Annotated in this window: 24 protein-coding genes; 11 read left to right on the forward strand and 13 right to left on the reverse strand. The window is 64.6% G+C overall.

The window, feature by feature from the left end; all coding sequences use genetic code 11:
- Positions 1-56: 56 nt before the first annotated feature.
- The 3 genes from glmM to ACODSP_RS00565 all read left to right on the forward strand — a co-directional run bounded on the left by glmM (position 57) and on the right by ACODSP_RS00565 (position 2,777).
- Positions 57-1,427 carry a phosphoglucosamine mutase gene (glmM, locus tag ACODSP_RS00555; protein WP_488963689.1) on the forward strand — a complete coding sequence of 457 codons (1,371 nt, stop codon included), beginning with the start codon at positions 57-59 and terminating at the stop codon, positions 1,425-1,427.
- A gap of 118 nt (positions 1,428-1,545) precedes the next feature.
- The gene (thiD, locus tag ACODSP_RS00560; protein WP_488963690.1) at positions 1,546-2,346 is read left to right on the forward strand and encodes a bifunctional hydroxymethylpyrimidine kinase/phosphomethylpyrimidine kinase; all 801 of its coding nucleotides are present in this window, start codon (positions 1,546-1,548) and stop codon (positions 2,344-2,346) included.
- The gene (locus ACODSP_RS00565; RefSeq protein ID WP_488963691.1) at positions 2,343-2,777 is read left to right on the forward strand and encodes a DUF3293 domain-containing protein; all 435 of its coding nucleotides are present in this window, start codon (positions 2,343-2,345) and stop codon (positions 2,775-2,777) included. Before thiD ends, ACODSP_RS00565 begins: the two co-directional genes overlap by 4 nt.
- A 239-nt stretch (positions 2,778-3,016) precedes the next feature.
- On the opposite strand, the gene ACODSP_RS00570 is transcribed toward ACODSP_RS00565, so the two are convergent.
- The gene (locus tag ACODSP_RS00570; RefSeq protein WP_488963692.1) at positions 3,017-5,083 is read right to left on the reverse strand and encodes a TonB-dependent receptor family protein; all 2,067 of its coding nucleotides are present in this window, start codon (positions 5,081-5,083) and stop codon (positions 3,017-3,019) included.
- 100 nt (positions 5,084-5,183) lie between these two features.
- The gene (locus tag ACODSP_RS00575; RefSeq protein ID WP_488963693.1) at positions 5,184-5,564 is read right to left on the reverse strand and encodes a hypothetical protein; all 381 of its coding nucleotides are present in this window, start codon (positions 5,562-5,564) and stop codon (positions 5,184-5,186) included.
- A 154-nt stretch (positions 5,565-5,718) separates the two neighbouring features.
- Here ACODSP_RS00575 and ACODSP_RS00580 point away from each other — a divergent pair, with 154 nt between their 5' ends.
- Positions 5,719-6,399, forward strand: a complete 681-nt coding sequence (locus ACODSP_RS00580; RefSeq protein ID WP_488963694.1) for an RluA family pseudouridine synthase — start codon at positions 5,719-5,721, stop codon at positions 6,397-6,399.
- A 59-nt stretch (positions 6,400-6,458) separates the two neighbouring features.
- On the opposite strand, the gene spt is transcribed toward ACODSP_RS00580, so the two are convergent.
- The 6 genes from spt to ACODSP_RS00610 all read right to left on the reverse strand — a co-directional run bounded on the left by spt (position 6,459) and on the right by ACODSP_RS00610 (position 13,486).
- Entirely contained in the window at positions 6,459-7,676 is a 1,218-nt protein-coding gene (spt, locus tag ACODSP_RS00585; RefSeq protein ID WP_488963695.1) for a serine palmitoyltransferase, read from the reverse strand.
- A gap of 3 nt (positions 7,677-7,679) precedes the next feature.
- On the reverse strand, positions 7,680-7,931 hold the full coding sequence (locus ACODSP_RS00590; RefSeq protein ID WP_054167148.1) for an acyl carrier protein: 252 nt from the start codon (positions 7,929-7,931) through the stop codon (positions 7,680-7,682).
- Positions 7,932-8,144: 213 nt separating this feature from the next.
- Positions 8,145-9,089 (reverse strand): NAD-dependent epimerase/dehydratase family protein, encoded by a 945-nt coding sequence (locus ACODSP_RS00595; RefSeq protein ID WP_488963696.1) that lies wholly within the window; start codon positions 9,087-9,089, stop codon positions 8,145-8,147.
- Between the two features lie 2 nt (positions 9,090-9,091).
- A complete protein-coding gene (locus ACODSP_RS00600) occupies positions 9,092-10,825 on the reverse strand; it encodes a fatty acyl-AMP ligase (RefSeq protein WP_488963697.1) in 1,734 nt (577 codons plus the stop codon).
- Positions 10,826-11,000: 175 nt separating this feature from the next.
- Positions 11,001-12,128 (reverse strand): hypothetical protein, encoded by a 1,128-nt coding sequence (locus ACODSP_RS00605; RefSeq protein WP_488963698.1) that lies wholly within the window; start codon positions 12,126-12,128, stop codon positions 11,001-11,003.
- Positions 12,125-13,486: a lipopolysaccharide biosynthesis protein gene (locus ACODSP_RS00610; protein WP_488963699.1), complete on the reverse strand. Its 1,362-nt coding sequence runs from the start codon at positions 13,484-13,486 to the stop codon at positions 12,125-12,127. The genes ACODSP_RS00605 and ACODSP_RS00610 overlap by 4 nt, the downstream gene beginning before the upstream one ends.
- Positions 13,487-13,697: 211 nt before the next feature.
- On the opposite strand from ACODSP_RS00610, the gene ACODSP_RS00615 reads away from it, so the two are divergent.
- Positions 13,698-14,519, forward strand: a complete 822-nt coding sequence (locus tag ACODSP_RS00615; RefSeq protein WP_102111595.1) for an MlaA family lipoprotein — start codon at positions 13,698-13,700, stop codon at positions 14,517-14,519.
- Positions 14,520-14,723: 204 nt separating this feature from the next.
- On the opposite strand, the gene ACODSP_RS00620 is transcribed toward ACODSP_RS00615, so the two are convergent.
- The 5 genes from ACODSP_RS00620 to ACODSP_RS00640 are packed head-to-tail and all read right to left on the reverse strand — an operon-like array spanning position 14,724 to position 19,203.
- Positions 14,724-15,479 (reverse strand): sulfite exporter TauE/SafE family protein, encoded by a 756-nt coding sequence (locus tag ACODSP_RS00620; RefSeq protein ID WP_488963700.1) that lies wholly within the window; start codon positions 15,477-15,479, stop codon positions 14,724-14,726.
- Positions 15,480-15,536: 57 nt separating this feature from the next.
- The gene (locus tag ACODSP_RS00625; RefSeq protein WP_488963701.1) at positions 15,537-16,151 is read right to left on the reverse strand and encodes a class I SAM-dependent methyltransferase; all 615 of its coding nucleotides are present in this window, start codon (positions 16,149-16,151) and stop codon (positions 15,537-15,539) included.
- Positions 16,151-17,086, reverse strand: coding sequence for a hypothetical protein (locus ACODSP_RS00630; RefSeq protein WP_488963702.1), 936 nt, complete (start codon positions 17,084-17,086; stop codon positions 16,151-16,153). Before ACODSP_RS00630 ends, ACODSP_RS00625 begins: the two co-directional genes overlap by 1 nt.
- Positions 17,083-18,036: a diacylglycerol/lipid kinase family protein gene (locus tag ACODSP_RS00635; protein ID WP_488963703.1), complete on the reverse strand. Its 954-nt coding sequence runs from the start codon at positions 18,034-18,036 to the stop codon at positions 17,083-17,085. The genes ACODSP_RS00630 and ACODSP_RS00635 overlap by 4 nt, the downstream gene beginning before the upstream one ends.
- Positions 18,037-18,042: 6 nt before the next feature.
- Positions 18,043-19,203 (reverse strand): CDP-alcohol phosphatidyltransferase family protein, encoded by a 1,161-nt coding sequence (locus ACODSP_RS00640; RefSeq protein WP_488963704.1) that lies wholly within the window; start codon positions 19,201-19,203, stop codon positions 18,043-18,045.
- Between the two features lie 95 nt (positions 19,204-19,298).
- Here ACODSP_RS00640 and ACODSP_RS00645 point away from each other — a divergent pair, with 95 nt between their 5' ends.
- The 6 genes from ACODSP_RS00645 to ACODSP_RS00670 all read left to right on the forward strand — a co-directional run bounded on the left by ACODSP_RS00645 (position 19,299) and on the right by ACODSP_RS00670 (position 25,219).
- Positions 19,299-20,198 (forward strand): metallophosphoesterase family protein, encoded by a 900-nt coding sequence (locus tag ACODSP_RS00645; protein ID WP_488963705.1) that lies wholly within the window; start codon positions 19,299-19,301, stop codon positions 20,196-20,198.
- Positions 20,199-20,398: 200 nt separating this feature from the next.
- Positions 20,399-20,845, forward strand: a complete 447-nt coding sequence (locus ACODSP_RS00650; RefSeq protein ID WP_488963706.1) for an HIT family protein — start codon at positions 20,399-20,401, stop codon at positions 20,843-20,845.
- Positions 20,842-22,092, forward strand: a complete 1,251-nt coding sequence (locus ACODSP_RS00655; RefSeq protein ID WP_488963707.1) for an LptF/LptG family permease — start codon at positions 20,842-20,844, stop codon at positions 22,090-22,092. Before ACODSP_RS00650 ends, ACODSP_RS00655 begins: the two co-directional genes overlap by 4 nt.
- Entirely contained in the window at positions 22,089-23,168 is a 1,080-nt protein-coding gene (gene lptG / locus ACODSP_RS00660; protein WP_488963708.1) for an LPS export ABC transporter permease LptG, read from the forward strand. The genes ACODSP_RS00655 and lptG overlap by 4 nt, the downstream gene beginning before the upstream one ends.
- Positions 23,169-23,285: 117 nt before the next feature.
- Positions 23,286-24,068, forward strand: a complete 783-nt coding sequence (locus ACODSP_RS00665) for a sterol desaturase family protein (RefSeq protein WP_488963709.1) — start codon at positions 23,286-23,288, stop codon at positions 24,066-24,068.
- Positions 24,065-25,219: a dATP pyrophosphohydrolase gene (locus tag ACODSP_RS00670; protein ID WP_488963710.1), complete on the forward strand. Its 1,155-nt coding sequence runs from the start codon at positions 24,065-24,067 to the stop codon at positions 25,217-25,219. Before ACODSP_RS00665 ends, ACODSP_RS00670 begins: the two co-directional genes overlap by 4 nt.
- Positions 25,220-25,222: the final 3 nt, after the last annotated feature.

The raw sequence follows: 25,222 nt of genomic DNA on the forward strand, positions 1-25,222 counted from the left end.
GTTTCGTAACATTCTGCTCCACCGGCCCTGCTGCCGGCATTCCTGGGAACTGACACATGTCGCGTAAATTGTTCGGCACGGACGGCATCCGCGGTACCGCCAATACCGAGCCGATGACGGCGGAGACGGCGCTGAAGGCCGCCATGGCCGCCGCCTTGCATTTCCGGCGCGGGGATCATCGCCATACCGTGGTGATCGCCAAGGATACGCGCCTGTCGGGCTATATGCTGGAACCGGCGCTGACGGCGGGCTTCATCTCCATGGGCATGGATGTCATCCTGGTTGGTCCGTTGCCCACGCCGGCGGTGGCCATGCTGACCCGGTCCATGCGCGCCGATCTGGGCGTCATGCTGTCGGCCAGCCACAACCCGTTCCAGGATAATGGCATCAAGCTGTTCGGTCCCGATGGTTATAAGCTGTCGGACGAGTTCGAGGCGGAGATCGAGGCGCGCATGGCGCTGCCCTTCGCGCCCGATTTGGCCGGCCCGCGCGACCTGGGCCGGGCGCAGCGCATGGAAGACGCCTTTGGCCGCTATATCGAGGTGGTCAAGAGCAGCTTCCCGCGGGCCTTGCGCCTGGATGGCATGAAGATCGTCATCGATTGCGCCCATGGCGCCGCCTACAAGGTGGCGCCGCGCGTGCTGTATGAACTGGGGGCAGAGGTCGTGACCCTGTTCAACCAGCCCAACGGCTTCAACATCAATGACAAGTGCGGGGCGACCAGCCCGGCTTCCATGCGCGCCGCCGTGGTGGAGCATAAGGCCGATCTGGGCATTGCGCTGGATGGCGACGCCGACCGCCTGATCCTGGCCGACGAGACGGGCACGCAGATCGATGGCGACCAGATCATGGCCCTGATCGGCCAAAGCTGGGCCGAGACCGGGCGGCTGCGTGGTGGTGGCGTGGTTGCCACCGTCATGTCCAATATGGGCATGGAACTGCATCTGAAGAAGCTGGGCCTGACCCTGGCCCGGACAGCCGTGGGCGACCGCTATGTCGTGGAGCATATGCGTGAGCATGGCTTCAATGTCGGCGGTGAACAGTCGGGCCATGTCGTCCTGTCGGACTTCGCCACCACGGGCGATGGCTTGCTGGCGGCGTTGCAGGTGCTGGCCTGCATCCGGCAATCGGGGCGCCCCGCGTCTGACGTGCTGCGCGTGTTCCAGCCGCTGCCGCAGCTGCTGAAGAATGTCCGCTACGATGCCAGCACCGGCATCCGCCCCCTGGACGCCGACAGCGTGCAATCCGCCATCAAGGCGGGCGAGGAAAAGCTGGCCGGCGTTGGCCGTGTCCTGATCCGCAAATCGGGCACCGAGCCCCTGATCCGCGTCATGGCGGAGGGGGAGGATGATGCCCTGGTGACCCGCGTCGTCGATGATATCTGTGACGCGGTGCGACAGGTGACCCAGGCCGTGGCGGCGGAGTGAAGGCGGCGGCTACCGCCGCAGGACGCCGACTGGCGGCCCGGCACCCCGTGGTGCCGCAAGCCAAGCCGCCGGATGGCGGCGCCCGGCGCTTGAGGGAACTTGAAGGGATAGTAAAGCCATGAAGGGACGCGTTCTGATCATTGCCGGGTCGGATTCGGGTGGTGGGGCCGGTATCCAGGCCGATATCAAGACGGTGACGGCGCTCAATGGCTATGCCATGACGGCGATCACGGCCCTGACGGCGCAGGACACCAATGGTGTCCACGGCGTCCTGCCCGTGCCCATTGATTTCCTGGTACAGCAGATGCGTCTGGTCCTGGCCGATATCGGGGCCGATGCCGTGAAGATCGGCATGCTGGCGACGGCAGATATCATCAATGCCGTGGCCGACACGCTGGCCCATGCGGCACCCGGCGTCGCCCTTGTCGCGGACCCGGTGATGGTGGCCAAGGGCGGACACCGGTTGCTGGATGAAAGCGCCACGGGCGCCCTGATCCGTCGCCTGCTGCCGCTGGCCACCATCGTCACGCCCAATGTGCCGGAGGCTGAGGCCATGACCGGCATCGATATCCGCACCGTCGATGACATGCGTCGTGCGGGGCATGCGTTGCTGAACTATGGCGCCAAGGCCGTGTTGATGAAGGGCGGGCATATGGATGGGCCGGTCCTGACCGACCTTCTGGTCACCCGCGATGGCGAGCAGGCCTTCACCGGCGAACGGGTGGAAACGCGGCATACGCACGGTACCGGCTGCACCCTGTCATCCGCCATCGCGACGGGCCTGGCGCAGGGTCTGTCGGTGGTGGACGCGGTGGCCCGCGCCCGCCGCTATGTCGATATTGCCATCCGTACCGCGCCGGGCTTCGGCCATGGCCACGGCCCCCTGAACCATGCCCATACCGTTGGGGATTTCGCATGACCGGCTTTGATCCTAAGCTCTTGAGCGCCTATCAGCAGACCAGCTACGTCGCGCTGGACGGCAAGCGCACCGCCACCGCCCGCATCATGGCGGACGGCAAGGAAGTCGATAGCCTGCTGGAAAATCGCGGGGCGGCGGAAATCGTGTTCGTCACCGCCTGGAACCCGAAAAGCAAACCGGCCACCCAGGCCGCCAATGACGCCGCCCATGCCCGCCTGATCGACATCCTGGAGGATGAGGATCTGGATTATCTGCCGGCGGAACTGCGCCCCGCGACCAAGGATTGGCCGGTGGAGAAGGGTGTGGCGATCTTCGATCTGGCCCCGTTCGACGCCTTGCAACTGGCGGAAATGTTGGGCCAATATGCCATCGTCTGGCAGGGGCAGGGCCAGCCGGCACAATTGTTGTTCACCCGGCTGGCGCTGGGGTAAGGGTGCATACGGGGCCGGTATTGCTGACTTTTCGGCCCTGTTCTGCTATTGTCTTTCGATCAACGCCACACCTGTGTCTTGCCACGGCAGAAGCAGCCGGCTGTCGCCCTTCAAAAGGCGGCACCGGTGAAACGCAGGTGTGTTTTCTGTTTCATCCTGTTGCACGGGGGCGTGTCCGGCGGTTCGGAGCGCCCCTGTCTTCATCTCTGAATTCAGGGCGCCCTTCACCGCCGGCTCGCTCAGAACTCCGCCTTCAGGCCGGCATAGAGCGAACGACCCTCGCCGGGATAATAGACATTGAGGTTGGCACCCGTCGCCCGCGCATTGGCGATGGTGCTGATGGATGAGATATAGCGGGTCTTGAAGATGTTCCGCGCCTCGGCATAGGCGCGAAGACCCTTGGCCAGCTGCACGCTGCCATTGACGGACCAGATGTCGTAGCCGGGGGCCTTCAGGCTGTTGGCATAGTCGATCCAGGCCCCATCCGGTGCCCATTCAACAGTGGCCCCGACCTGCCAGGCATCGCCATCCTTCAGGATCAGGCCGCCTTGATAGAGATGACGCGGCGCGCCAGCCAGATCATTGCCACCGAACTGCGCGTCGCCGTCAAAGTAGAAATCGTTCAGCATATAGGTCTGGCTGAACACGATGCTGCCGGCGCCCGACGCGAACAGCGTGTCCGCGATGGTCACGTCCAGCCCGGCCTCGATCCCCTGATGGATGGTCTTGTCGGCATTGAAGGTGCCGGCGGGGATGGTGGGATTGACGGTGAATTGCAGATACTCGCCCTGCAGCCAGGACCGGTAGAGACCGATATCCCAGGTGAAGATGCCCGACTGCCCGCGCGTTCCGACCTCCGCCGTCCAGGCCTTCTGCGACGCCAGCGGTACAAAGCGCGGTACCGGTGCCTGCACCAGTTCGGAGAAGGTGGGCGCCTCCTCCGCGCGGGAGATATTGGCATAAAGCTGGGTGCCGCCATCCACCTGATAAAGCAGGCCCAGCTTGGGGTTCAGGGCATGGAAGCTCTTATCCGCGTCCTGGGTGGGGTTCAGGTTGTTATCCAGCTCCCGCGTGGCGGCCATCCATTGCAGGCCGGCGACAAGCGTCAGGTCCGGCGTCAGCGAGGTGCGGCTTTCGGCATAGGCTTCGGCTTGGCTCGCATACTGGTCGCCATCGGCGGTCTTTGCCCCCCGGCTGCCGCGTACATTCACATATTGAAGCGCGTTGACATGGCCGTAGCGGCCCTGCAGCCCCACCACCAGTTCGTGCCGCAGACCGCCGATCTGGCCGACATCGGTATAACGGATGAAGCTGCCGACATCCTGGCTGTCCTGGTCCACCACCTGGAAGATCGGGTGGAACAGCGACTTCACATTCAGGAAGCCGCCGACATCCAGCTGCGCCTCGTCACCCAGCAGGATGCTGGTCCGGTTGGACAGGCGGACGGAGTTGATGTCGCGGGCATAGTCATTCTGGTTATTGATGGCCGGGGCCAGACGCGGCGTATCCAGGGCCGAGGCGCGGCTGACCGTGCCGGGCACTTCCTGCTGGATATGGTTGGCCGACAGGTAGAAGCGGGTTTCGGCACTGTCGGTCAGTTTGATGCCGACATTGCCGGCCAGCCGCGCTGTCTGCTGTGCCGTCTGCTGGCGATAGCCGTCGGACTGGATGCCATTGATGCTGACATAGCCGTCCAGCGTCTCACCGGCGGCGGACGCCGTGCCGGCAAGGCGGATGGTGCCGAAGCTGCCGCCATCGATGGCGATACTGTTGGCGCTGCTGGCCGTGCGGCCCGTGGGTGTGACGACATTGATGGCCCCGCCCAGGCTGGCGGCACCGTAACGCAGGGCATTGCCGCCCTTGAACACCTCAACATAGCGGGCCTGGCGGGGGTCGATTTCCTGGAAATCGGTGCTGCCGTCGGCCAGATTGACCGGCACCCCGTCGATTAGTAGCGACAGGCCGCGCATATGGAAACTGCGTGACAATCCAGAACCCCGGATGGAAATGCGGACTTCCTCGGCAAAGCGCTGCTGGGCATAGACGCCGGGCGTGCCGGACAGCATGTCCTTCAGGTTCAGGGCATACTTGTTACGAAACTCTTCCGCCGTGACCAGATCGACGCCGCCGGCAACCTTGTTGATCTGTTTGCGGGCTTCGTCAACGGACGGGGCGGTGGCGCTGCCCTGACGCTGACCAACCACTTCCACCACGCTGGCGGGATCGGCGGCCATCTCGGCGGTGGCGGGCAGGGACAGGCACAGGGCGGGCAGGCAGGCGCCGGCCAGCAGGAACGAACGCGACATAGGGAAACTTCCTTCATCATCGGCCCGGCACCGCTCATGGGATGGCCGGACGCAAATCTTCTGGGGCCGCGACGGGCGCGACCGGTTCAGGATTTGGCAATCAGATGAAGGCGGGTGGGGCGCGGGGCGGGGTATCGCCCGGAAGGCGCAGATAGGCCGGCCATTGCGTGCAGCCGGGTGAGGGGCGCCACAGGATGGTCTGCCGGGGCCAGAGCGGCACCAGCAGCGACAAGGCCAGCAGCAACGGCACCGGCAGGGCGGCCAGCAGGGCGAACAGGCAGGGGACGTCGCTGGGCGCCGGCATATCGCTGGTCTTCACCGGCTTGCCGTCAGCATCCAGCAGCAGCGTCACATCCTGTGCGGCACCCGTACAGATGATCAGGGGCAAGCCGCCCTCGCCCAAGGCCGACAGGTCGGGCATATAGCCAGGGGGCAGCATCGCCCGCAGCAGCAGGGCGCAGAACAGGGTCCAGGCGGCCATTGTCCGCCCGATACGACCGATGCCCTGTATGGCTGATTGTAAATCCCATCCCCACATGCGCGCTGCAATGCGCGCAGACGGGCCTTCTGTCAAGGCATGTGGCCTGCGACGCGACAGCACGCTATGACAGGGCGGCGACGGACGGAGCGGGCGAATGTCTTACACAGCGCAGGAAATGCGCGAACGGGTGCTGTACGAGGATGAACGCGTCATCATCCTGAACAAGCCCTATGGGCTGCAGGTCCATTACGGGACCAAATGCACCGACCATCTGGAGCTGTACCTGCCCCTGATCCAGGGGGACCGGCCGGAGCCGCCGCGTCTGGCCCACCGGCTGGACAAGGAGACGGCGGGTTGCCTGGTCCTTGCCCGCGATGTGGAGGCGGCGGCGCGGCTGGGCGCCATGTTCCTGGATGGGCGGGTCCGGAAGACCTATTGGGCGGTCACGATGGGTGGGCCGACGGTGGTGGAAGGGGTGATCGACCTGCCGCTGGGGAAGGTCCGGGTGCCCGGCACGTCCAAGATGGTGGTGGATGTGGCGGCCAAGCCCGCCCTGACACGCTGGAAACGGCTGGCACAGTCCGACGGCCTGTCCCATATGGAGCTCTATCCCCGGACGGGGCGCATGCATCAGTTGCGCGCCCATTGCGCCTACATGGCCATGCCGATCCTGGGGGATCGCATCTATGGGGCGGAGATGCCGCCGCCGTTACCGCTGCACCTGCTGGCCCGGTCCATCCGCTTTCCGTCCTTGGACGGGGCGGGGGAGATCATTGCGACCGCGCCACCCCCGCCGCATATGGCTGAAACCTTGGCCGCCATGGGATGGGCATAAAAAAAGCCCCGCAGGCATGATCCTGCGGGGCTTTCTTTTCCGGTAGATATCGCGCGGCCTTACTCGGCGGCGGTCTGTACCAGGGCCGGCTGCACGTTCAACTGACGGGCCACCTTGCCGAACAGCTCAATCGCGGTATCGATCTGCTTGGTCGTGTGGGCGGCGCTGACGCTGGTGCGCAGCAGGGACTGGCTGTTGGGCGTGGCCGGCGGCAGGGCGAGGTTCAGATACAGACCCTCTTCCAGCAGACGGTTCCAGAAAGTGATCGCCAGCTCAATCGAGGGCAGGGAAACCGCCACGATGGGGTTCACGTCGGGACCGACCTGGAAGCCCTTGTTCCGCAGGCCCTCATACAGGCGCTTGGAATTGGCCATCAGCTTGGTGCGCAGGCCCGGCTCCTCCTGCATCCGCTCCAGCGAGCGCAGGCAGGTGGCGATGACCGACGGCGGCAGGGAGGCCGTGAACATGTACGGGCGGCAGGCGACCCGCAGCACGTCAAAGTCCGGCAGGTCGGAGACGCAGAAGCCGCCGACGGCGCCCAGGCTCTTGGAGAAGGTGCCGACGATGAAGTCGACATCATCCTCAACGCCCACTTCCTGCGCCAGACCACGGCCCGTATCACCCAGCACGCCCATGGAATGGGCCTCGTCCACCAGCAGGTAGACGCCATTCTCGCGCTTGACCTGAGCGAATTCCTTCAGCGGGGCGACATCGCCCAGCATCGAATAGATGCCTTCGACCACCACCAGCTTGTTGCCGGGATGATCGGCGACGCGGCGCAGACGTTTGTTCAGGTCTTCCGGGTCGTTGTGACGGAAGCGGATGACCTGGGCCGGGGTCATCTTGGCCGCGTCATAGATGCTGGCATGGCTGTCGCTATCCAGGAACAGCAGGTCATCCTTGCCCACCAGGGTGGAGATGATGCCCAGGTTCGCCTGATAGCCGGTCGTGAAGACCATGCAGTTTTCACGGCCATAGAACGTTGCCAGTTCCCGCTCCAGCGCCGCATGGCCATCGTAGCTGCCATTGGCGATGCGCGAGCCGGTGGTGCCCGTGCCAAACGACTTCAGCGCTTCGACGCCCTTGTCGATGCAGCTCTGGTCGAAGGTCAGGCCCAGATAGTTGTTGGTGCCGAGCAGGATCGTGCGGCGACCGTTCAGCATGCCCTCCGTGGGGGAGAGCATGGCATCGAACTTTACCGTGAACGGGTCACGGCCGGCGCCGGCAATGCGGTGATAATGCTCGCGGAGCTTGGTGTACTTGGCAAGGATCGTCATTTCTCAGGCGTGCCCCCGGAGTTCCGATATGGTCCTGGCCAGGTCGCCGATGGTTTCAACCTCCGCGATCCGTTCCATCGGGATCGAGACGTCGAACTTATCCTCGAGCACCATCACGAAATCCATGACGGCCAGGCTATCCAGGCCGAGATCACGCGTGATGCTGGTCTCCGTCGTAACGGTGACCGGCGTTGGCAAGGTCTTGACCAGGGCGGCGATGATGGTTTCGACGATGTCGTTGACGTCGGTAGTCATTAAAGCGCCCCGGAAATCTGTCAGACTAGGTTGTTGCAGTGGCGAATAGGCCGGTGCCCCCCGGCCTCAATCCTAAAAAGCGTCACTTTCCGGTAAGGTAATTGCAACGCCGAAGGATGCAAGAGCAAACCACAAAACGCATGGAACACCTGTGACAGATGACACAGCGCAGGGTAATTTCGCAACAGTTTGCAGCGAACTTTGTTCAATTCGCTATAGCCAGCGATGCTCTCGATACCATTTTGCCGCACCCGCGAACCCTTCGCGCAGCCCGACGCGGGGTTTCCACAGCGATTCAGGCGGCATTTGCTGCGACGCGACAGACCAGTCGGGATGGGTGATTTCCCGCGTCTTGGGGTATGTCAGCATCACGGCCTTGCCCGTCACGGCGGCGGTGAGACTGCCGGCCAGTCCGATGGCCCGCAGGACCGGGACAGGGACCTGGATACGGGCCGCGCGACGGCCCACCGCATCGGCGGCGCAATCCAACAGCGTGGTCCAGTCATAGCCGGCGGTCACCCCGTCACACAGGGCATATTCCTGTCCCTGCGGCCCGCCGGGTTTGGCCAGAGCGGCGATGGCATCGGCGGCATCTGCCACCTGTACCATGGCCAACCTCGCTTCCGGCCCGCCCAGCACAGGCACGACAGGTCCCGCTGCCGCCTTGAACAGCGACAGAGTTTCGCGGTCCCAGGGGCCATAGATGGCGGGCGGGCGGATGATGCACCAGTCGGCGCCGCCATAGGCCGCCATTGCCGCCACCTCTCCCGCCCGCTTGCTGGCGGCATAATGGGACAGGTGCGGCTGGGTCGCGGCCTGGCTGGAGATCAGCAGCAGGCGGGCGCGGGGTGCGTGGGTGGCGACGGCGCGACCGATGGAAGCCGAACCGCCCTCGTTTACGGCAAAGAACTGTGCCCGGTCCCTGGCCTTGATCAGGCCGGCGCCATGGATGACGACATCGGCACCCGTGACAAGTCTGGCCAGGGCCGCGTCATCGCGTAGATCGCCCAGCACCAGTTCGGGCCGGACATCGGCCAGCAGCGGATGCACCGGGTCCTGACGCACCAGCATGCGGACGGCAAAGCCGGCGCGGTGCAGGGCCGCCACGATATAGCGGCCCAGAAAGCCCGTGCCACCCGTGATGGCGGCGACCTTCATGATCAGGCGGACAGCAGCGCGTTGGCGCCGAACTCACCAGCCAGCAGCATCTGCTTGGCCTTGGTGCGCGACAGCTTGCCGGAAGAGGTCTGGGGCAGGGAGTGGGTGGGGACCAGCACCACCTTTACCTCCAGCCCGTGGGCGGCGCGCAGCACGCCCTGCACCTGGGCTGCCAGGGCGGCGCGGGCCTCGTCCTGCGTCGGGCGGCACTGCACCAGCACCACCACCTGTTCCCCGCCATCACCATCGACGGAGAAGGCGACGACGTCGCCGCTACGCAGGGACTCGATTGAATGTTCGGCGGACCATTCCAGGTCCTGCGGCCAGATGTTGCGGCCATTGACCAGGATCAAATCCTTGGCCCGGCCCGTGATGACGATCTGCCCTTCGCAGAGATAGCCAAGGTCGCCCGTATCCAGCCAGCCATCGGCGGACAGCACCGCCGCCGTTTCCTCCGGCCGGTTGAAATATTCGCGCATCAGGGAGGGGCCACGGGCGAACAGGCGGCCCACCTGCTTTTCACCCAGCACCTTGCCATCAGGATCGCGCACCTCAATGGCGTGGCCCGGCAGCATGGGGCCATTCAGCACGAATTCCCGCTCGCGCTCCGTCCCCGGGCCAGGCGGCACGGCGACCGCGTCACCTTCCAGCCGGTCCAGATCAACACGGTCGGTGACCAGCCCCACGCCCAGCGGCGCGAAGGACAGGGCCAGTGATGCTTCTGCCATGCCGTAGGAGGGGACCAGCGCACCGGCGCTGAACCCACGCGGGGCGAAGGTTTCCGCAAACTTGCGCAGCACGCGCGGGCGCACCATGTCGCCGCCGATGCCGGCCCCGCGCCAGGTGGACAGGTCGATGCCTTCGGTGGACGCCGTCTCCGCGCGCCGGGCCGCAAGCTCGTACCCGAAGCTGGGGCTGTAGGAGAGCGTACCGCCATTGCGGGTGATCAGGTTCAGCCACAGCAGTGGACGGCGGGCGAATTCGCGGGTCGGCAGATAGTCGATGGAAACCTGACAGACCAGCGGGGTCAGCAGGAACCCGACCAGCCCCATATCGTGATAGAGCGGCAGCCAGGAAACACAGCGGTCAGCCGCCGTGATCTTCAAGCCATGATGGGTGATCGCGTAGGCATTGGCCATCAGCGCACGCTGCGTCACGGCCACGCCCAGGGGGAAACGTGTGCTGCCCGAGGAGAATTGCAGGTAGCAGAGATCGTCGGGGCCAACGGTCGGCAGCTCGATCCCCGCACCGTCGACATCATCGAACACGGACAGCGTGCCCACAGCCTTCATGTTCAGGCCATCGGCGGCGGCCTTCACCCAATCGGCCAGCGAGGCGGGCGACAGAACGGCGGCGGCATCGGCCCCCTGCATCATGCGGCGGATATGCTCGATATAGGCATCCTTGCCACCGAACGCCGCCGGCAGGGGCAGGGGGGCGGGGACGAGGCCTGCAAACTGGCACGCCGTGAAGGCGCGCATGAAGTCGCCATCGCTTTCGGCGATGATGGCGACGTGGTCGCCCTTCACTAGCCCCTTGGCCAGCATCTTCCGGGCCAGCGCCACGCCCTGTTCATACATCTGGGCATAGGGCAGCGCCTCCGTCAGTTCGCCCTTGCCGGAGTAGAAATTCAGGCCGGTCTCCCCGCGCGACGCGTATTCAATCGCTTCCGGCACCGTGGCGAAATCGGCCAGGCGGGAGGCGAGCGCATGCTTGGAAGGGGTGGGGCTGACCATGGCGTACTGTTCCGAACAAGGGGGCGCGGGGCCCGAACCAGAGGATTGAATGCCGTTCACAGCGTGCAGCGGCAAAAGCGTGCCCCCAACATAGGGAGGCCTGTCCATGCCGGCTCATACCAGAGCGGGAGGTTTCGGGCAATCAGCGCGGATGTAGGGGCACCCTTGCCACCTGTCAAATGGAGCGGGACAGCCATTCCGCCAGCAGCGTCGCATTATGCTGCCCTGGATTATTCACCGACAGGTCGAAATTCGCCGCAAAAGCCTGTTCCTGTACGGCCCGCCATTGCAGGTGGCTGGCAATGGCATCATCCAGATGGAGCAGCAGATCATCAGCCGTGTCCAGCACAGGTCCGAAGGTCCAGAACCGGTAATTGGCGTTGTCCCGCCAAGCGACGGCATGCGCGTTCAGGAACACGCATGGACGCGGTTTGCACAGGAACTCATAGACTTGGCTGCTGACATCGCCCAGATAGAGGTCTGCTGCCATCGTGTAGGTCATGTCGCAACTGGCATCGCTGCCCAGATCAATGCGGATATGATCCAGCCCCCTGAATCGCTCAAACGCTGCCAGCTTGGCCGGTGTCACCGGGTCGTACAGCCGCATATGGGGCGCGAAAATCAGGTTGTAGCGGTCCTGGCGGGCCATGATCTCCAGAATCATCATGCCAAAGCGTGGCCAGGACCCCAGCGTTGTAGAGAAATGCGGGTTGTAGAGGATGGTGGGCCGGCCATTGCCGAACAGGGGGGGGCGTTTGCCCGCCAGCCGGTTGACCGCGTCGAACTTCGTATAGGCGGAAACCGCATAGCGGTTCGCCGTCAGATATCCCGCCTCCACGAGGCGTTGCGCGCTTTTCGGGCTGGGGATCAGGTTGAAGTCGAACTTGGCAACGCGGGGGTCAAAGGTGACGTCCCGGTCACCAGCGCCATGTTCGGTATTGATGAATTTGGGCCGACTGACGCCGAACCGGCGCAGCAGGAGGCTGGTCTTGTCCGTCGACACCAGCGCGTCATAGGTATTCAGCAGCCGGCGGTTATGGAACAGCGACCAGGCCTTGGGCGGCACCGGCAAGGCGCGGAAACGCCGGTAGAGGCGAATGCCCAGCGGCTGCGGCATCAGGCGCAGGCTGACACTTGCGCCGGGATAAAGCGGGATGAACTGCTGGACATAGTCCAGGTGGCCCTGGCTGGGGGCCAGGATATCGACCTGCCAGTCCGACCGGAGGATGGACAGTTCCAGGGCCATGGGCAGGGAATGCAGGATCTGGTGGCTCTGACTGTTGTAGAGAAACCCGATCCTCATGCCCTGTTCCGCTCCTCCGCCATCCGCTGCCGGAACCAGTGCACCACGGGCACCAGAAACGCGACAAGCACCAGGATTGCGGAGAACATGCGGGCCCAGCCGGCGCCAATCAAGCCAAACCAGTGGATACAGGCCAGAAGGATCGGGATATAGAGCGTCGTGGTCCAGATGCGCACCATCAGCGCCTTGTGCGCCTCACCCGCCGAAACCATGACGGGTTCCAGCGGGAAGGACCAGATGCCGACCACGGCGGCGGCCACCAGCCACATCATGACGGGCCAGGCGGGTACGAACTCCTCCCCCACGATCAGGCGCAGGCCGATTTCCCCAATGAACCAGCAGATGACCAGCGCCAGCAGGGCGCCGGCCCCCGCCAGCAGGGCCGAACGCTGGATCAGGGACCGCATCTCCCCGAACTGCCGCGCCTCGATCATGCGCGACAGTTCCGGATAAATGGCGGGGATCAGCAGCTTTGCCGGCTTGGCCAGCGCCTCTCCCAATTGCCGGGCGATGCGGAACAGGGCGGCGTCGCGCGGGCCCAGCATCCAGCCGACGGCCAGCGTGCCGATATGGGTATAGGCCAGTTCCAGGGTGGAGGAGAGGTTCGTGGACCAGACGAAGCTCCACACCCCATCGAATCCATGCGTCATCGGCTTGCCATCGCCGCGCCAGCTATACCCGTCCAGCAGGCCACGCTTGCGCAGTTCCGACCAGCCCTTGGCAATCAGATAGATGCCGGCGACGGCGGTGGCGACGTACCAGGCCACCAGGAAGGCCACGATGCCGCCGCCCACGAACCAGGCAATGCCGCCGCCCACCATGCGGATGATGGCGCCCAGCGTGCTTTGCACCGACAGGATGTCGAACCGGTCGATCAGGCGCAGGATGCCCGTGGGCGTGGCCTGCACCATGAACAGGACCGAGGTGACATAGATCAGGGCAGCAGGCATCAGGTCCGCCGGCCAGTCGAAGGAAGGCCCCAGCGCCCAGGCGACGGCCACCGACAGGAAGGTGCCGGCCACGGCACTCCACCCGTCCAGATGGGCCGTGAAGCGCAGCAGACGCTGGAAGTCGCCGATCCGTCCCTCGTTCAGAGCGGGCGTGCCATAGCGCAGGACGGCCTGCCAGCTCTGGAATTTCGCGATCTCACCGATGGTCTGGGTGAAGGTATGGATCAGGACCAGAATGCCGAACTGTTCCACGCCCAGCGCGCGCGCCGCGATGGCCAGACCTGCCAAGCCGGCAATGGCGTTCACCGTCTTGCCACCCAGCAGGATACCGGCATTGGCGAACAGACGGCGCAGGCGGTCATCGCCGAACCAGGATTTAAGGGGGGAACGGAACGTCTTGCGGGCCACGTGTCGAGCTGTCTGAAATGGGTATGCCCTGCCCATTTAGCAGCAGGCCGCCCATCCGCATAGGCCATGCATGACGGGATAGACGAATTGCAGCGTTGGCAATGGCGCCCTGTCCTGTGACTGTGATCACTTTACGGGGGACGGATGCGGCCTACATGAACAAGGTTCGCGTGCCGTCCGCCGAATATCCGTTGCTGTTGAGGCCCTGCCCATGTCGCGTTTGTCCGCCACCCATCTGCTGCACCGCACCGCGCTGGCCACCGCGCTGGCCCTTGCTGTTACGGCTGTGCCGGTTGCGGCGCAGGATAATGCGGCGGCGCCGTCGCCCGCGCTGAACGTGGATAATGCGGCCCTGGTCGCCGCCGGTCCGGCCGAGGATGTGAATGACCCGCTGGAGCCGGTGAACCGGGCCATCTTCTGGGTCAATGAGGGGCTGGATGTCGTGATCATCCGCCCGGCGGCGAAGGTCTACCGTACGGTCCTGCCGACGCCTGTGCAGAAGGGCGTGCGCAATGTCCTGCGCAATCTGCGTTCACCCCTGGATCTGACCAACCAGCTTTTGCAGGGTGACTGGCATGGGGCGGGCGATGTCCTGCGCCGCTTCACCATCAACACGACCATCGGCCTGGGTGGCTTGATGGATGTGGCTGCTGACCATGGCATGCCCTACGAATATGAGAGCCTGGATCAGACGCTGGCCGTCTGGGGCATTCCGGAGGGGCCTTATCTGGTGCTGCCGTTGCTGGGCCCGTCATCGGTGCGCGATGCCACCGGCTTTGTGGGTGAATATTTTGCCGATCCAGTGTCGAACTATGCCAGCAATACCGATCAGGACTGGATCACGCTGACCCGTGGCACCCTGACGGCGCTGGATACGCGGGCCGAATATATCGAGGCGCTGGACGATGTGAAGCGCAACAGCTTCGACTATTACGCCTCCATGCGCTCCCTCTACCGTCAGCGGCGCGACGGCTGGATTCGCGACGGCAAGCCCGACGTGGAGCAGATGCCGGATATTCCGGATTACGAGTAAGGGTATGAGGGCTAGGTCTTGAAGACTGTCAGGTTTTGATAGAACCGGGTTGGCCCTTCTTCAACAGTCATCCCCGCGAAAGCGGGGACCCAGCGTCAGGCGCGGTCAGCGCCGATATGAGTCATATCGCGGCTATCGCCGCTATCGCTGGGTTCCCGCTTTCGCGGGAATGACACGGGGGGCTTCAACCTAAATCTGACAGACCTAGGCCAGCCATTTCTGCACGACATCGACCAGATTGCGCAGGCTGAGCAGCATGATGACCACGGCAACGAGGATCATCATGGGCTTGTCGGGCAATTTCTGCGTCACCATCGCCGCAAAGGGGGCGGCAATGACGCCGCCGATAATCAGGCCCAGGATGGCGGGCCAAAGCTCCAGCCCGATGGTGAAGATGAAGGTGAAGGATACCGTCATCGTCACGAAGAATTCCGCCAGATTGGTGGAGCCGATGGCATAGCGCGGCTGTGTGCCGCCGCCGATCAGGGTGCTGGCCACCATCGGACCCCAGCCGCCACCGCCAATCGCATCCAGAAAGCCGCCGCCAAGCCCCAGGCCCGCGACCTTGCGCGTTGATAGCTCATGCGGTGGCGGCGGGTGCAGCGCCTTCCACAGGATCAGCCCACCCATGGCCAGAAGATAGACCGCCACCACGGGCCGGATGACATCGCCATCGATTCCCGACAGCACATAGGCGCCCAGCGCGCCGCCCAGCATGCCGGGAAGTGCCAGCCGCCAGACAAGATCAGGGCGGACATTCTTGCGCCGCCAATGGGCAAAGCCGGAGGCCCCGGTCGTGAACATTTCCGCCACATGCACGCTGGCGCTGGCCGTGGCGGGGGGCACGCCCATCGACATCATGACGCTGCTGGCCGTCACGCCATAGGCCATGCCGATGGCCCCGTCCACCATCTGGGCGGCAAAGCCGACAGCGATGAAAAGCAGGATGTCTTCGATCATCGGTGTCCTTCCGAATGGCGGCCTGGGCGCCCTTTGTGCGGGAAAAATCCGGTCAGGTCAAAGCCGGCGCCACAGGGTGGCCAACCATTCCTGCCGGTGACGGGGCAATCCTTCGGGCCGGCGCCAGTCGGCCAGCAGGATAAACCCAGCCTGCTTCACCGCCGCTTTCCAGCTTTGTGGGCGGCGAAAGGCCAGATAGCGGCCATCGGCGGCCATGCCTTCCATGCCATCGCCGGTCGGGTCGCAGGCATAGAAAACACCGCCCCGCCGCAGCCAGTTCCCCACCCGGTGCAGAACATGCGGAAGGGCGATGTCCGGCAGGTGAAAGAACAGATGATGGGCCCATATCCCGTCAAACGATTGGTCGTCCCACGGGGCGGGATCGGCAGACAGCAGGTCCAGCACATGCACCGGGCAACCTGTCTGCCGGGTGGCGATAGCGGCCAGGGCGTGGCTGCCGTCAGCCCCGGTTGCCAGGGCGCCAGCATCCCGGAACCCGGCAAGGTCCCGCCCGGCGCCGCACCCCAGGTCCAGAATGGCGGGCGCCTGGCTGTCGATAGTCGTCAGGAACCGCTGCCTTGCACCGGCGCTGTCATGATCGGCCAGGTGACTGGCATAATGCGCGGCATGCGCGCTGTAATGGGCGAGCGTGGGGTTCGCTACCCGCCCCATCAGCGGATGATCCCCATCCGCTTCAGCTTCCACAGGATGCCGGGTGCCGACAGGATGGGGTGGCGCCGCTGCCATGGCGTCAGCTCCAGGCGCACACCGGAGTGGCGGTGCAGCTTCCACAGCAGATAATCGACCCCGCCGGTGAAGGTGAAGGCCGCCTTCACCAGCCGGGCGATGTTCAGCGCCTTGCCGAACCGTCCGCGCCAGGCCCAGGCGCTGGCTGCCCTTGCCCGTTCAGCCGGCGACAGAAGCGGGTGCAGGCGACCATCGGGCCGTTCCTCAAACGGAACCCGTGCCGATGCCCAGGCGGGGGGCAGCAAGGCCGTGTAGCGGTCGGCGGCATGGTCCACAATGCTGACCCCGCGCGACGCCTTCTCCACGCGCAGTTCGGCGCTGTAGGTGGCCTTGAACAGCGCCTCCCAGTAATCGCGTGCCGTACCCTCGGCGGGACCCAGCAACGCGGCCCAGCGGGTGGCTGTCGTCACGGCCTGGGCCACGGCGGCGCGTACCTGCCGGCGGGCGGCTGCATCGCGGGTATGGGCCAGCATCACCGGCTGGGTGAACCGCGCCCAGATGGTGGTGTCCAGGCCGTCAAAACGGGTGCTGCGCGCGAACTGGTCAATACCCATCACGGCCACCTTGGCCCGCAAGGTGTGGCCCTGCCACGGCACCTCCCAATATTCCACGCTGGGCGGCAGCAGACGGGTGGCGGCAGCCAAAGGGCGGCTGTCGCGCCAACCCGTCAGACTGTCGACCAGTACATAGAAATCCAGCAGCCCCTCGACATCGCCCGTGCGCAGGTTGGAGCCGTAGAACAGCACCGAAGCGACATTGTCCCCGCCATGCGCCACCAGCGCCGCCACCAGGGCGGCGGCGGGTGCGGGCAGGGGCAGGTCCCATTCCTGGTCAATCAGGGTGGAAAGCGGGTCGGTCACGGCTGAACGAAGCGGATGCTGTCATGGGCGGACAGGATGACACGGCCCGCAGGATACGTCTCCCCATCCATGATCAGGGGGCGGGTCAGGTGCAGTTCGATCCGTTCCGCCCCGCCCGACCGATAGGCACCCGCATTGCGCATGCCGGCGCTGGGCCGCCCCTTCATCAGGCGCGGCAGGGCACCCAGCAGGCCGGGCGGACTGGCCGCCACATCCAGATAGCGCAGGGGAAGGCTGCCATGGTCCCAGAAGGGCCACAGCCCCATGATCAACTTGTCGAGCGTCGTCGCCAGGAACAGGAAGCGGTTACCGTCCACGGCCGGGCTGTCATCGACCGTTGCCGTGAAAGGCTCTCCCGCCAGCCAGCCATGGCTGTCATTGCCGATCAAGGCCCGGCCCAGAACACCGGCCATGGTCAGCACCACGGCAATTTCCTGGGTGAAGCCGGCCTTGTGGATGGCGGCATTGGCAAGGTCGGTGCCGCGCGTGAAGGCACCGGCCCCCATGAACATGCCGCGCACTGGCCCATGTTCCCCGTCGGGCCAGTGCAGCGACAGGATGGGCCGCCGCGTGGTGCGGGTGCCCAGCGTCCCCTCATGTGCTGCGCGCACCAGTCCGGCCAGACCGCGCGGGCCATAGCCGTGGGTGCCGACATCGGCGGCGATCAGGTTGGTCTTGCCCGCCGCCAGGATGGCCAGCGCCGGGCTTGCATCGCCATAGGCATGGGGAAGGGCGGTCAGCACCTCCCGCACGGTTCCGTCACCACCATCCACCGTGATGATATCCACCCCGCCATCGGCAAAGCCGCGCAGGGCCTGCACCAGCTTTTCAGGGGTGTCCGGGGATGCCACATGGCTGCCGAATAGGCGCGTGGCATCCGCCGGCAGATCACCGGCCCCCGCCTTGTTCCGGTGGCTGAACGGATTACGGATAAGACCCGGACGCGCCATGACGGGTCAGGCGGACAGGTAGGAGGTGATGGGGCCCTTCTTGGACGCCTGTTCGGCCTGAACGATCTGCGCCATATGCACGCCGAAGCAGGCGGCGATCCAGAAGACCACCAGTGCCATGCCGATATCCGGGCGGCCCAGCAGGGTGGCCAGCGTCAGGATCACCAGATTGGGGTTGCGCCGCGCCGTGATCAGCCGGAAGAAGCTGTCGAACGGGCGCCAGGTGTGCATGTCGATCTTGAAGCGCTTGATGAAATAACCTTCCTGCAAACGCTGCGACACGTAACCGACCCAGATGACGACCAGGGCAAAGACCTCCCCGCCCGGCATGGTGAAGCCCGCCGCCGACAGGCCCGCGACCCAGGCCCACCACCAGAACGGCGGGTGGACCAGATCGATGCCATGGTCGAAAATATTGCCCCACTTGCTGCTGGTCAGTGTCACCCGCGCCAGCTTGCCATCAACCGTGTCCAGGAAGGTCATGACCCAGCCGGCGGCAAGGCCGGGCAGGTAATGCCCCTCCGCAAACAGCCACAGGGCCAGCAGCATGAGGACGGCGCCGATGCCCGTCACCATGTTGGGCGTCATGCCCAGCACGGCACACAGCTTCGTCACGTGCCGGGCCGGCAGCGGCCAGACATATTTCGTCACGACGTCGGTGATGCCCTTATAGCTGCCTGCGAACATGCGCTGTTCGATCTTGGGCAGCGCCTCCGGCGTCAGGCGCAGCAGGAACGGGCTTTCGCGCTTGCGCAGCGCGTGATTGTAGGACGAGGAAAGGTCACCGGGCACCAGCAAGCGCAGGCGTGCCGCCAGATCGGCGGGCACGATTCGGCTGCTGTTCAGCATCTCCGCCACCTCGGCGGCATCCTCGGCGGACACATGGGCGGCCACGGGTTCCTGATTGCGGCTGTCCACCAGGATGGTGCCGGGCCGCTTGGCCAGATCGCGCACCAGTACCTCGTCAAACACCCAGTCGGTGCGCAGCAGCAGCTGTGAACGGCCCTGGTCCAGCCCGTCCCAGGCACGGACCTCCGTCACGCCATTGCGCACGCATTGGCGGCGCAGACGTTCGACGGAACTCATGCCCCACAGTCGGACAGGATTGTCGCCGATGGTGGCGGCCATGGGCGGGGTGGTCTCAGCGGCGTGATTGTCGGCGGACAAGGCGTGAACCATGATCAGGTTGGTTTGTTGATGGTCTACATACTCCCTGACGCGGGCTTTGCCTATCGCCTGTAAGGCATTGTAGCTTGGCTTTCATGCAGCCCTTCCGCTTCGCCCACCTGTCCGATCCGCATCTGCCGCTGGAACCCGACCGTCCGAAAGGGCTGGAATGGCTGTCCAAGCGAACCCTGTCTTATCAGTCGTGGCAGCGAAAGCGCCGCCATGCCCACACGCCCGCCATGCTGGCCGCCATTGTCGCTGATATTCGGGCGCAGGGTGTGGACCATTGGGCCGTGACGGGCGACATCGCCAATATCTCCCTGGCCGGGGAGTTCCAGCGCGGTGCCATCTGGCTGCGCAGCTTGGGTGCGGGCCACGATGTGTCCTATGTCCCCGGCAACCATGACGCCATGGTGCATGTGCCCTTCGCCGATGGTCTGGGCCTGTGGGCGGATTACATGACGGGCGATGGTGGGGGGGAGGTGGCTTTCCCCTATCTGCGGCAGCGTGGGTCCGTTGCCTTCATCGGGGCCAATTCCGGCGTGCCGACCAAACCGCTGCTGGCACAAGGGTCTTTGGGGCGGGAGCAGTTGGAACGGCTGGGCGATATGCTCGCCGATGCCGGGCGGCGCGGGCTGTTCCGGGTGTTGATGGTGCACCATCCCGTGGCCGATGGTGTGGTGTCGGGGCGCAAGGGCCTGACCGACCGGCGGGAACTGCGCGACCTCCTGTCGCGGACAGGGGCGGAGCTGCTGCTGCATGGCCATGCCCATGTTGCCAACCTGTCGATGATCAAGGGGCCCAAGGGGCCGATCCCCAGTCTGACGGTGCCATCGGCGTCGGCCATCGGTTATCGCCATGACATGCCCGCCCGCTGGCACCTTGTGACGGTGGACACAGACGGCCCGGATTGGCGGGTGCAGGTGGAGGTTCGGGGTGTGGAACGCCGCGATGGGCCAGTCACGGCGCTGGGCGGCTGGACGCTTCGGGTTTAGGGACGGTTCTGTTGTTCCGCGGATTACGCTGCGCTAATCCGCGCTACGGATGGCGTTCCTTTCGTAGTGCGGATTAGGCGTCAGCCGTAATCCGCAGAAACCCCGGTTCTGCATGTCCGCTGCATCGGTAATCGTTGTTTCGGTTGCCCGCGTTCCGCACTAAAGTGCCTTTTATTCTGCCATTTTGAGTTTGCCGCCCCATGATCCAGCCCAATGCCACCATGCTGAAATTCGGCCATCCGGCCAGCGTTGTGGCGGATACGGCCCTGTGGTCGGTGCAGGTACGTCCGCAGCAACCGGCGCTGGGCTCCCTGGTTCTGGTGTGCAAGGAACCAGCGACGGCCTTCGGGCAGTTGACGCCGGCTGCGTTTGCCGGGCTGCAAGAGGTGGTGGCGCGGGTGGAGACGGTGCTGACCCGGTTCACCGCCTATCAGAAGATCAATTACCTGATGCTGATGATGGTGGACCCAGACGTGCATTTCCATGTCATCCCCCGCTGTGAGGGCGCGCGAGACTATCGCGGGATTAGTTTCCCCGATGCCGGCTGGCCCGGTCCGCCGGCGCTGGGCCAGGCGGTGGTGCTGGATGCCGATATGCTGGCGGCGCTGACCGCCGATCTGAAGGCAGTGTGGGTGGATGTGACGTGAACGGTTCGCCGCTGCCGTCAGAACGGCAATATAAGCTCCACTCAACGCGGCTGATCGACCGCTACATCCTGACCGAGACGCTGAAGCCCTTGTTCGCGTCGCTCCTGGTCGTGCTGGTGGCGCTCCTGATGGAACGGCTGCTGCGTCTGTTCGATCTGCTGGCCAATCATGGCGGGCCGTTCGACATGGTCATCCGGCTGGTCGCCAATCTGGTGCCGCATTATCTGGGTCTGGCCCTGCCAGCGGCGTTCTTCATCTCCATGTTCATCATCGTCGCCCGGATGGGGGAGGATAATGAACTGGACGCGTTGCAGTCGGCAGGCCTGTCGGTGCCGCGCATCGCGCGGTCCTTCCTGGGGCTGGGTGTGGCGCTGATGGTGTTTTCCATCATCCTGTTCGGCTATCTCCAGCCCTATGGCCGTTATGGCTATAGCGCCATCTATCACATGGTGGTCAATGCGGCCTGGGATGCGACGGTGCCGCAAGCCACCTTTGTCGATGCCGGCGAAGGGGTGACCATCTCCGCCGATATGGTGGACCCGACGGGGCGCCGGCTAGAAAAGGTGTTTGTGCAGCAGGACCGCGACAATGGTGAGAAGTGGGTGACCACGGCTGTCACCGGCGCCCTGGCCGCCACGCCCGACCGGCAGCGTGTGCTAGTTACTCTGCATGACGGGGTGCAGGTGCGCGTACTGCCCGATGGCCGCCGGCAGGTGATGGAGTTCGGGGAAATGACCCTGGACAAGCCATTCCGGCTGGTGACAGAGCCGTTCCGCGAACGTGGCGGCAGCGAGCGTGAACTGACCTTGCATGAGCTATGGTCGGAAATGCACGACCCGCAATCGATCCTGCCCTTCAACAAGGTGCGGTCGGAACTGCATGCGCGGCTGGCCCGGTCACTGTCATTGCCGCTGCTGCCCCTGCTGGCCGTGCCGATGGGAATGGCGGCGAAGCGGGCGCGGCGCGGGCAGGGGATCGCGTTGGCGACTCTGATCCTGATCATCTACCATCATCTGATCCAACTGGGTGAAAGCTTAGGTGATGTCGGGCGTCTGCCGCCCAGCATCGGCATCTGGGTGCCGTTCGGCCTGTTCTGCCTGCTGTGCGGCTGGTTGTTCCACCGCGCCGATGTGCGGCCGGGGGAAAACCCGTTCGCGGCCATGTTCGATGCCATCGACACCGCGACAAGCTTCGTTGGCCGTCTGTTCAAGCGCCGCAAGAAGAAGGCGGGGGGGGCCAAGCCATGAACCGCAGCACCATCACCCGTTACCTGACCCGCACCTTCCTGGTCCGCGTTCTGTCGGTTCTGTTCGCGCTGTCGGCGCTGTTGCAACTGCTTGACCTGCTGGATGCGGCCTCCACAGTTCTGGAGCGTGGGCTGGGCGGCGGGGGACTGGTCTATTACACGATGATCCGCTTGCCCATGGTGATGGAGCGGGTGGTGCCGCTAGCTGTGCTGATCGGCTCGCTGTCCACGCTATGGACCTTCGCCTCCACGAACGAGATCGTGGCCATGCGGTCGGTCGGCATGACGCCATACCAGATCATGGGCGCGCTGCTGCCGGCGGCACTGGTCATTTCCATCGCCCATTTCATCATGGCCGATCAGGTGGCCCCGCGCTGCGAACGCGCCTTCGTCAGCTGGTGGACGGCGACGGAACTGCCCTCGGAAAAGAAGGATGATGACCCGGTGAAGCCGGTCTGGTTCCGGCTGGGCGATCATGTCGTGCGGATCGGCAGCATTTCTGATGATGGCAAGCATATCGAGGGTGTAGAGATGGTCACCCGCGATGCGGACGGCAAGGCGACGGGCCTGATGTCGGCGGTCAGCGGTGACCATGGCCGTGATGGCTGGCAATTGTCGGGCGTGGTCCGGACCGAGATCGGGGAGCCGCCGCGCGTGACGCAGGATGACAAGCTCCGCTGGGATGTGGACCTGTCGCCCAACAACATGATCGACCTGCGCAAGCCGCCGGAGAACATTCCCTTCAACCGACTGCTGCGCATCGTGCGGGGTAGCTGGGCTGGCGGCGAAAGCCCCACCTACTATGCCACGCGCCTGCATTCCACCTATGCGGCTCCGCTGGCGTCGCTGGTCATGCTGCTGCTGGCGGCACCCGTCGCGCATGGCATGCGCCGGCGCGGTGGGGCCATGGGAAGTCTGGCATTGGGCACCGTCATCGGCCTGATTTTCCTGCTATCCTCTGGCATTCTAAGCTCCATGGGGCAGGCGGGGGCCTTGCCGCCGGTGATGGCGGTCTGGTCACCGCTGATCCTGTTTGCCGCCATCGGCGGGGCCATCATGGTCTATGTGGAAGGATAGGGCGATACGGTGTCGCATTGCGGCATCGCCCTTGAAGACCGGTCCTTCGGGGCCTAATTTGACGCCACGGTTAATGGGCCGGATGGCCTGTTCGATGATTTGGGAAAGGGTAGGGGCATGTGGGGCGATGCCTGGCGCGGCCGCAGCTATGACCTCGGCAAGATGAACCTGCGGGAATTGGCCTTTGCCTATTCCACATACCCGGCCATCCAGGCCTATGCGGCGCTGGCGCTGGTCTCTGCCGTGCTGGCGGTGATCTGGACGGAGAATTGGGGCCTTATGGCGCTGACCGTGCTGGTCGCGACCTTCATCTATCCGATGGCCTGGTACCTGATCCACCGCTACATCCTGCACGGTCGCTGGCTGTACCGGATGAAATGGTCCGCTGCCCTTTGGAAGCGCATCCATTTCGACCATCATCAGGACCCGCACAAGCTGGAAGTGCTGTTCGGCAGCCTCGCCAACACCCTGCCCACCATCGCCCTGGTGACGGTGCCTGTCGGTTACCTGATCGATGGCAAGGCAGCGGCCGCAACGGCGCTGGCCACGGGCCTGTTCACCACCTGCATCTATGAATTTTTCCACTGCATCCAGCACTTGAACTACAAGCCGACCTGGAACTGGGTGGCGCGGATCAAGCAGTTGCACCTCTATCACCATTTCCATAATGAGGATGGCAATTACGGGATCATCTCCTATGGTCCCGACATGCTGCTGGGCACCTTCTACCGCGAGGCGAAGCAGAAGCCGCGCAGCCCGACCGTGTTCAACCTGGGCTATGATGTGGAAGAGGCCGGGCGCTATCCCTGGGTCATGGAACTGACCGGGTCGCCGCCGCGTGACCGGCCACCGCGTCCGCCCGTATCGGGCAACAGCGACAGCGTGAAGGCAGCATCTTGAGCGGCGGTCAGGGCGGGGACGCCGGCATCCGTATCGAACAGGTGGAACCCGGTTCCAAGGGTGTGGACCGTTTCATCGCCCTGCCATACCGGCTGCATCAGGGGGACCCCAACTGGGTTCCGCCCTTGTTCATGGAGCGGCAGGAAACCCTGTCGCCCAAGACCAATCCCTATTTCCTGCATGCCGACGTCATGTATTTCCTGGCCCTGCGGGGGGACCGGGTGGTGGGCCGTATTTCGGCGCAGATCGATCGCGCCGGCCTTGAAATCCGCAAGGATGCCACGGGCCATTTCGGCCTGCTGGCGGCAGAGGATGATCAGGCGGTGGTCGACGCGCTGTTTGCGGCGGCGGCGGACTGGCTGCGTGCCCGTGGCATGGTGCACATGGTCGGGCCCTTCAACCTGTCGATCAATGAGGAGACCGGCCTGCTGGTCAATGGCTGGGACCGGCCACCCATGCTGATGATGGGCCATGACCGCGCCTATCTGGGATCGCGGATCGAGGCGGCGGGACTGACCAAGGCCAAGGACGTCTACGCCTATCTCTATGACATTGAAAGCGAACTGCCCTCTGCGGTTCGTCAGATGATCGACCGGCCCTTGCCGTCCAATCTGACGCTGCGCATGCTGGACATGAAGCGGTATGAGGAAGATCTGGGCCACGTCACGTCGATCTTCAACAATGCCTGGTCCGGCAACTGGGGTTTCGTGCCCTTGTCGGAGGCCGAGACCAAGCAGATGGCGAAATCACTGAAACTGCTGATCAATCCCAAGCTGGCCTGGATTGCCGAGGTGGATGGCAAGCCGGTCGCCTTTGGTGTCTGCCTGCCCAACCTGAACGAGGCCATTACTGACCTCGGTGGCAAGCTGTTCCCGTTCGGCATCGTCAAGATGCTGTGGCGGTTGAAGGTGGCGGGGGTGAAGACGGCGCGTGTTCCCCTGATGGGGGTGCGGCGCGACGTTGGCGGCTGGCTACAGGCCATTCTGCCCTTCCTGGTGGTCGACCGTATGCGCCTGGAAGCGCGCAAGCTGGGCTATGAATGGATTGAGCTGTCCTGGATCCTGGAAGACAACCGGCCCATGCGCCGCATGATTGAGGCCATCGGATCGGAGCGGTACAAGACCTACCGCCTGTATGAGCGCGCGCTGTGACGG

It is taken from the genome of Niveispirillum sp. FG156, assembly GCF_057809555.1.

What these genes read in the sequence shown, in the direction of transcription:
- glmM (WP_488963689.1), top strand. Translation starts at nt 57, where the DNA reads ATGTCGCGTAAATTGTTCGGCACGGACGGCATCCGCGGTACCGCCAAT.
- thiD (WP_488963690.1), top strand. Translation starts at nt 1,546, where the DNA reads ATGAAGGGACGCGTTCTGATCATTGCCGGGTCGGATTCGGGTGGTGGG.
- ACODSP_RS00565 (WP_488963691.1), top strand. Translation starts at nt 2,343, where the DNA reads ATGACCGGCTTTGATCCTAAGCTCTTGAGCGCCTATCAGCAGACCAGC.
- ACODSP_RS00570 (WP_488963692.1), bottom strand. Translation starts at nt 5,083, where the DNA reads ATGTCGCGTTCGTTCCTGCTGGCCGGCGCCTGCCTGCCCGCCCTGTGC.
- ACODSP_RS00575 (WP_488963693.1), bottom strand. Translation starts at nt 5,564, where the DNA reads ATGGCCGCCTGGACCCTGTTCTGCGCCCTGCTGCTGCGGGCGATGCTG.
- ACODSP_RS00580 (WP_488963694.1), top strand. Translation starts at nt 5,719, where the DNA reads ATGTCTTACACAGCGCAGGAAATGCGCGAACGGGTGCTGTACGAGGAT.
- spt (WP_488963695.1), bottom strand. Translation starts at nt 7,676, where the DNA reads ATGACGATCCTTGCCAAGTACACCAAGCTCCGCGAGCATTATCACCGC.
- ACODSP_RS00590 (WP_054167148.1), bottom strand. Translation starts at nt 7,931, where the DNA reads ATGACTACCGACGTCAACGACATCGTCGAAACCATCATCGCCGCCCTG.
- ACODSP_RS00595 (WP_488963696.1), bottom strand. Translation starts at nt 9,089, where the DNA reads ATGAAGGTCGCCGCCATCACGGGTGGCACGGGCTTTCTGGGCCGCTAT.
- ACODSP_RS00600 (WP_488963697.1), bottom strand. Translation starts at nt 10,825, where the DNA reads ATGGTCAGCCCCACCCCTTCCAAGCATGCGCTCGCCTCCCGCCTGGCC.
- ACODSP_RS00605 (WP_488963698.1), bottom strand. Translation starts at nt 12,128, where the DNA reads ATGAGGATCGGGTTTCTCTACAACAGTCAGAGCCACCAGATCCTGCAT.
- ACODSP_RS00615 (WP_102111595.1), top strand. Translation starts at nt 13,698, where the DNA reads ATGTCGCGTTTGTCCGCCACCCATCTGCTGCACCGCACCGCGCTGGCC.
- ACODSP_RS00620 (WP_488963700.1), bottom strand. Translation starts at nt 15,479, where the DNA reads ATGATCGAAGACATCCTGCTTTTCATCGCTGTCGGCTTTGCCGCCCAG.
- ACODSP_RS00625 (WP_488963701.1), bottom strand. Translation starts at nt 16,151, where the DNA reads ATGGGGCGGGTAGCGAACCCCACGCTCGCCCATTACAGCGCGCATGCC.
- ACODSP_RS00635 (WP_488963703.1), bottom strand. Translation starts at nt 18,036, where the DNA reads ATGGCGCGTCCGGGTCTTATCCGTAATCCGTTCAGCCACCGGAACAAG.
- ACODSP_RS00645 (WP_488963705.1), top strand. Translation starts at nt 19,299, where the DNA reads ATGCAGCCCTTCCGCTTCGCCCACCTGTCCGATCCGCATCTGCCGCTG.
- ACODSP_RS00650 (WP_488963706.1), top strand. Translation starts at nt 20,399, where the DNA reads ATGATCCAGCCCAATGCCACCATGCTGAAATTCGGCCATCCGGCCAGC.
- lptG (WP_488963708.1), top strand. Translation starts at nt 22,089, where the DNA reads ATGAACCGCAGCACCATCACCCGTTACCTGACCCGCACCTTCCTGGTC.
- ACODSP_RS00665 (WP_488963709.1), top strand. Translation starts at nt 23,286, where the DNA reads ATGTGGGGCGATGCCTGGCGCGGCCGCAGCTATGACCTCGGCAAGATG.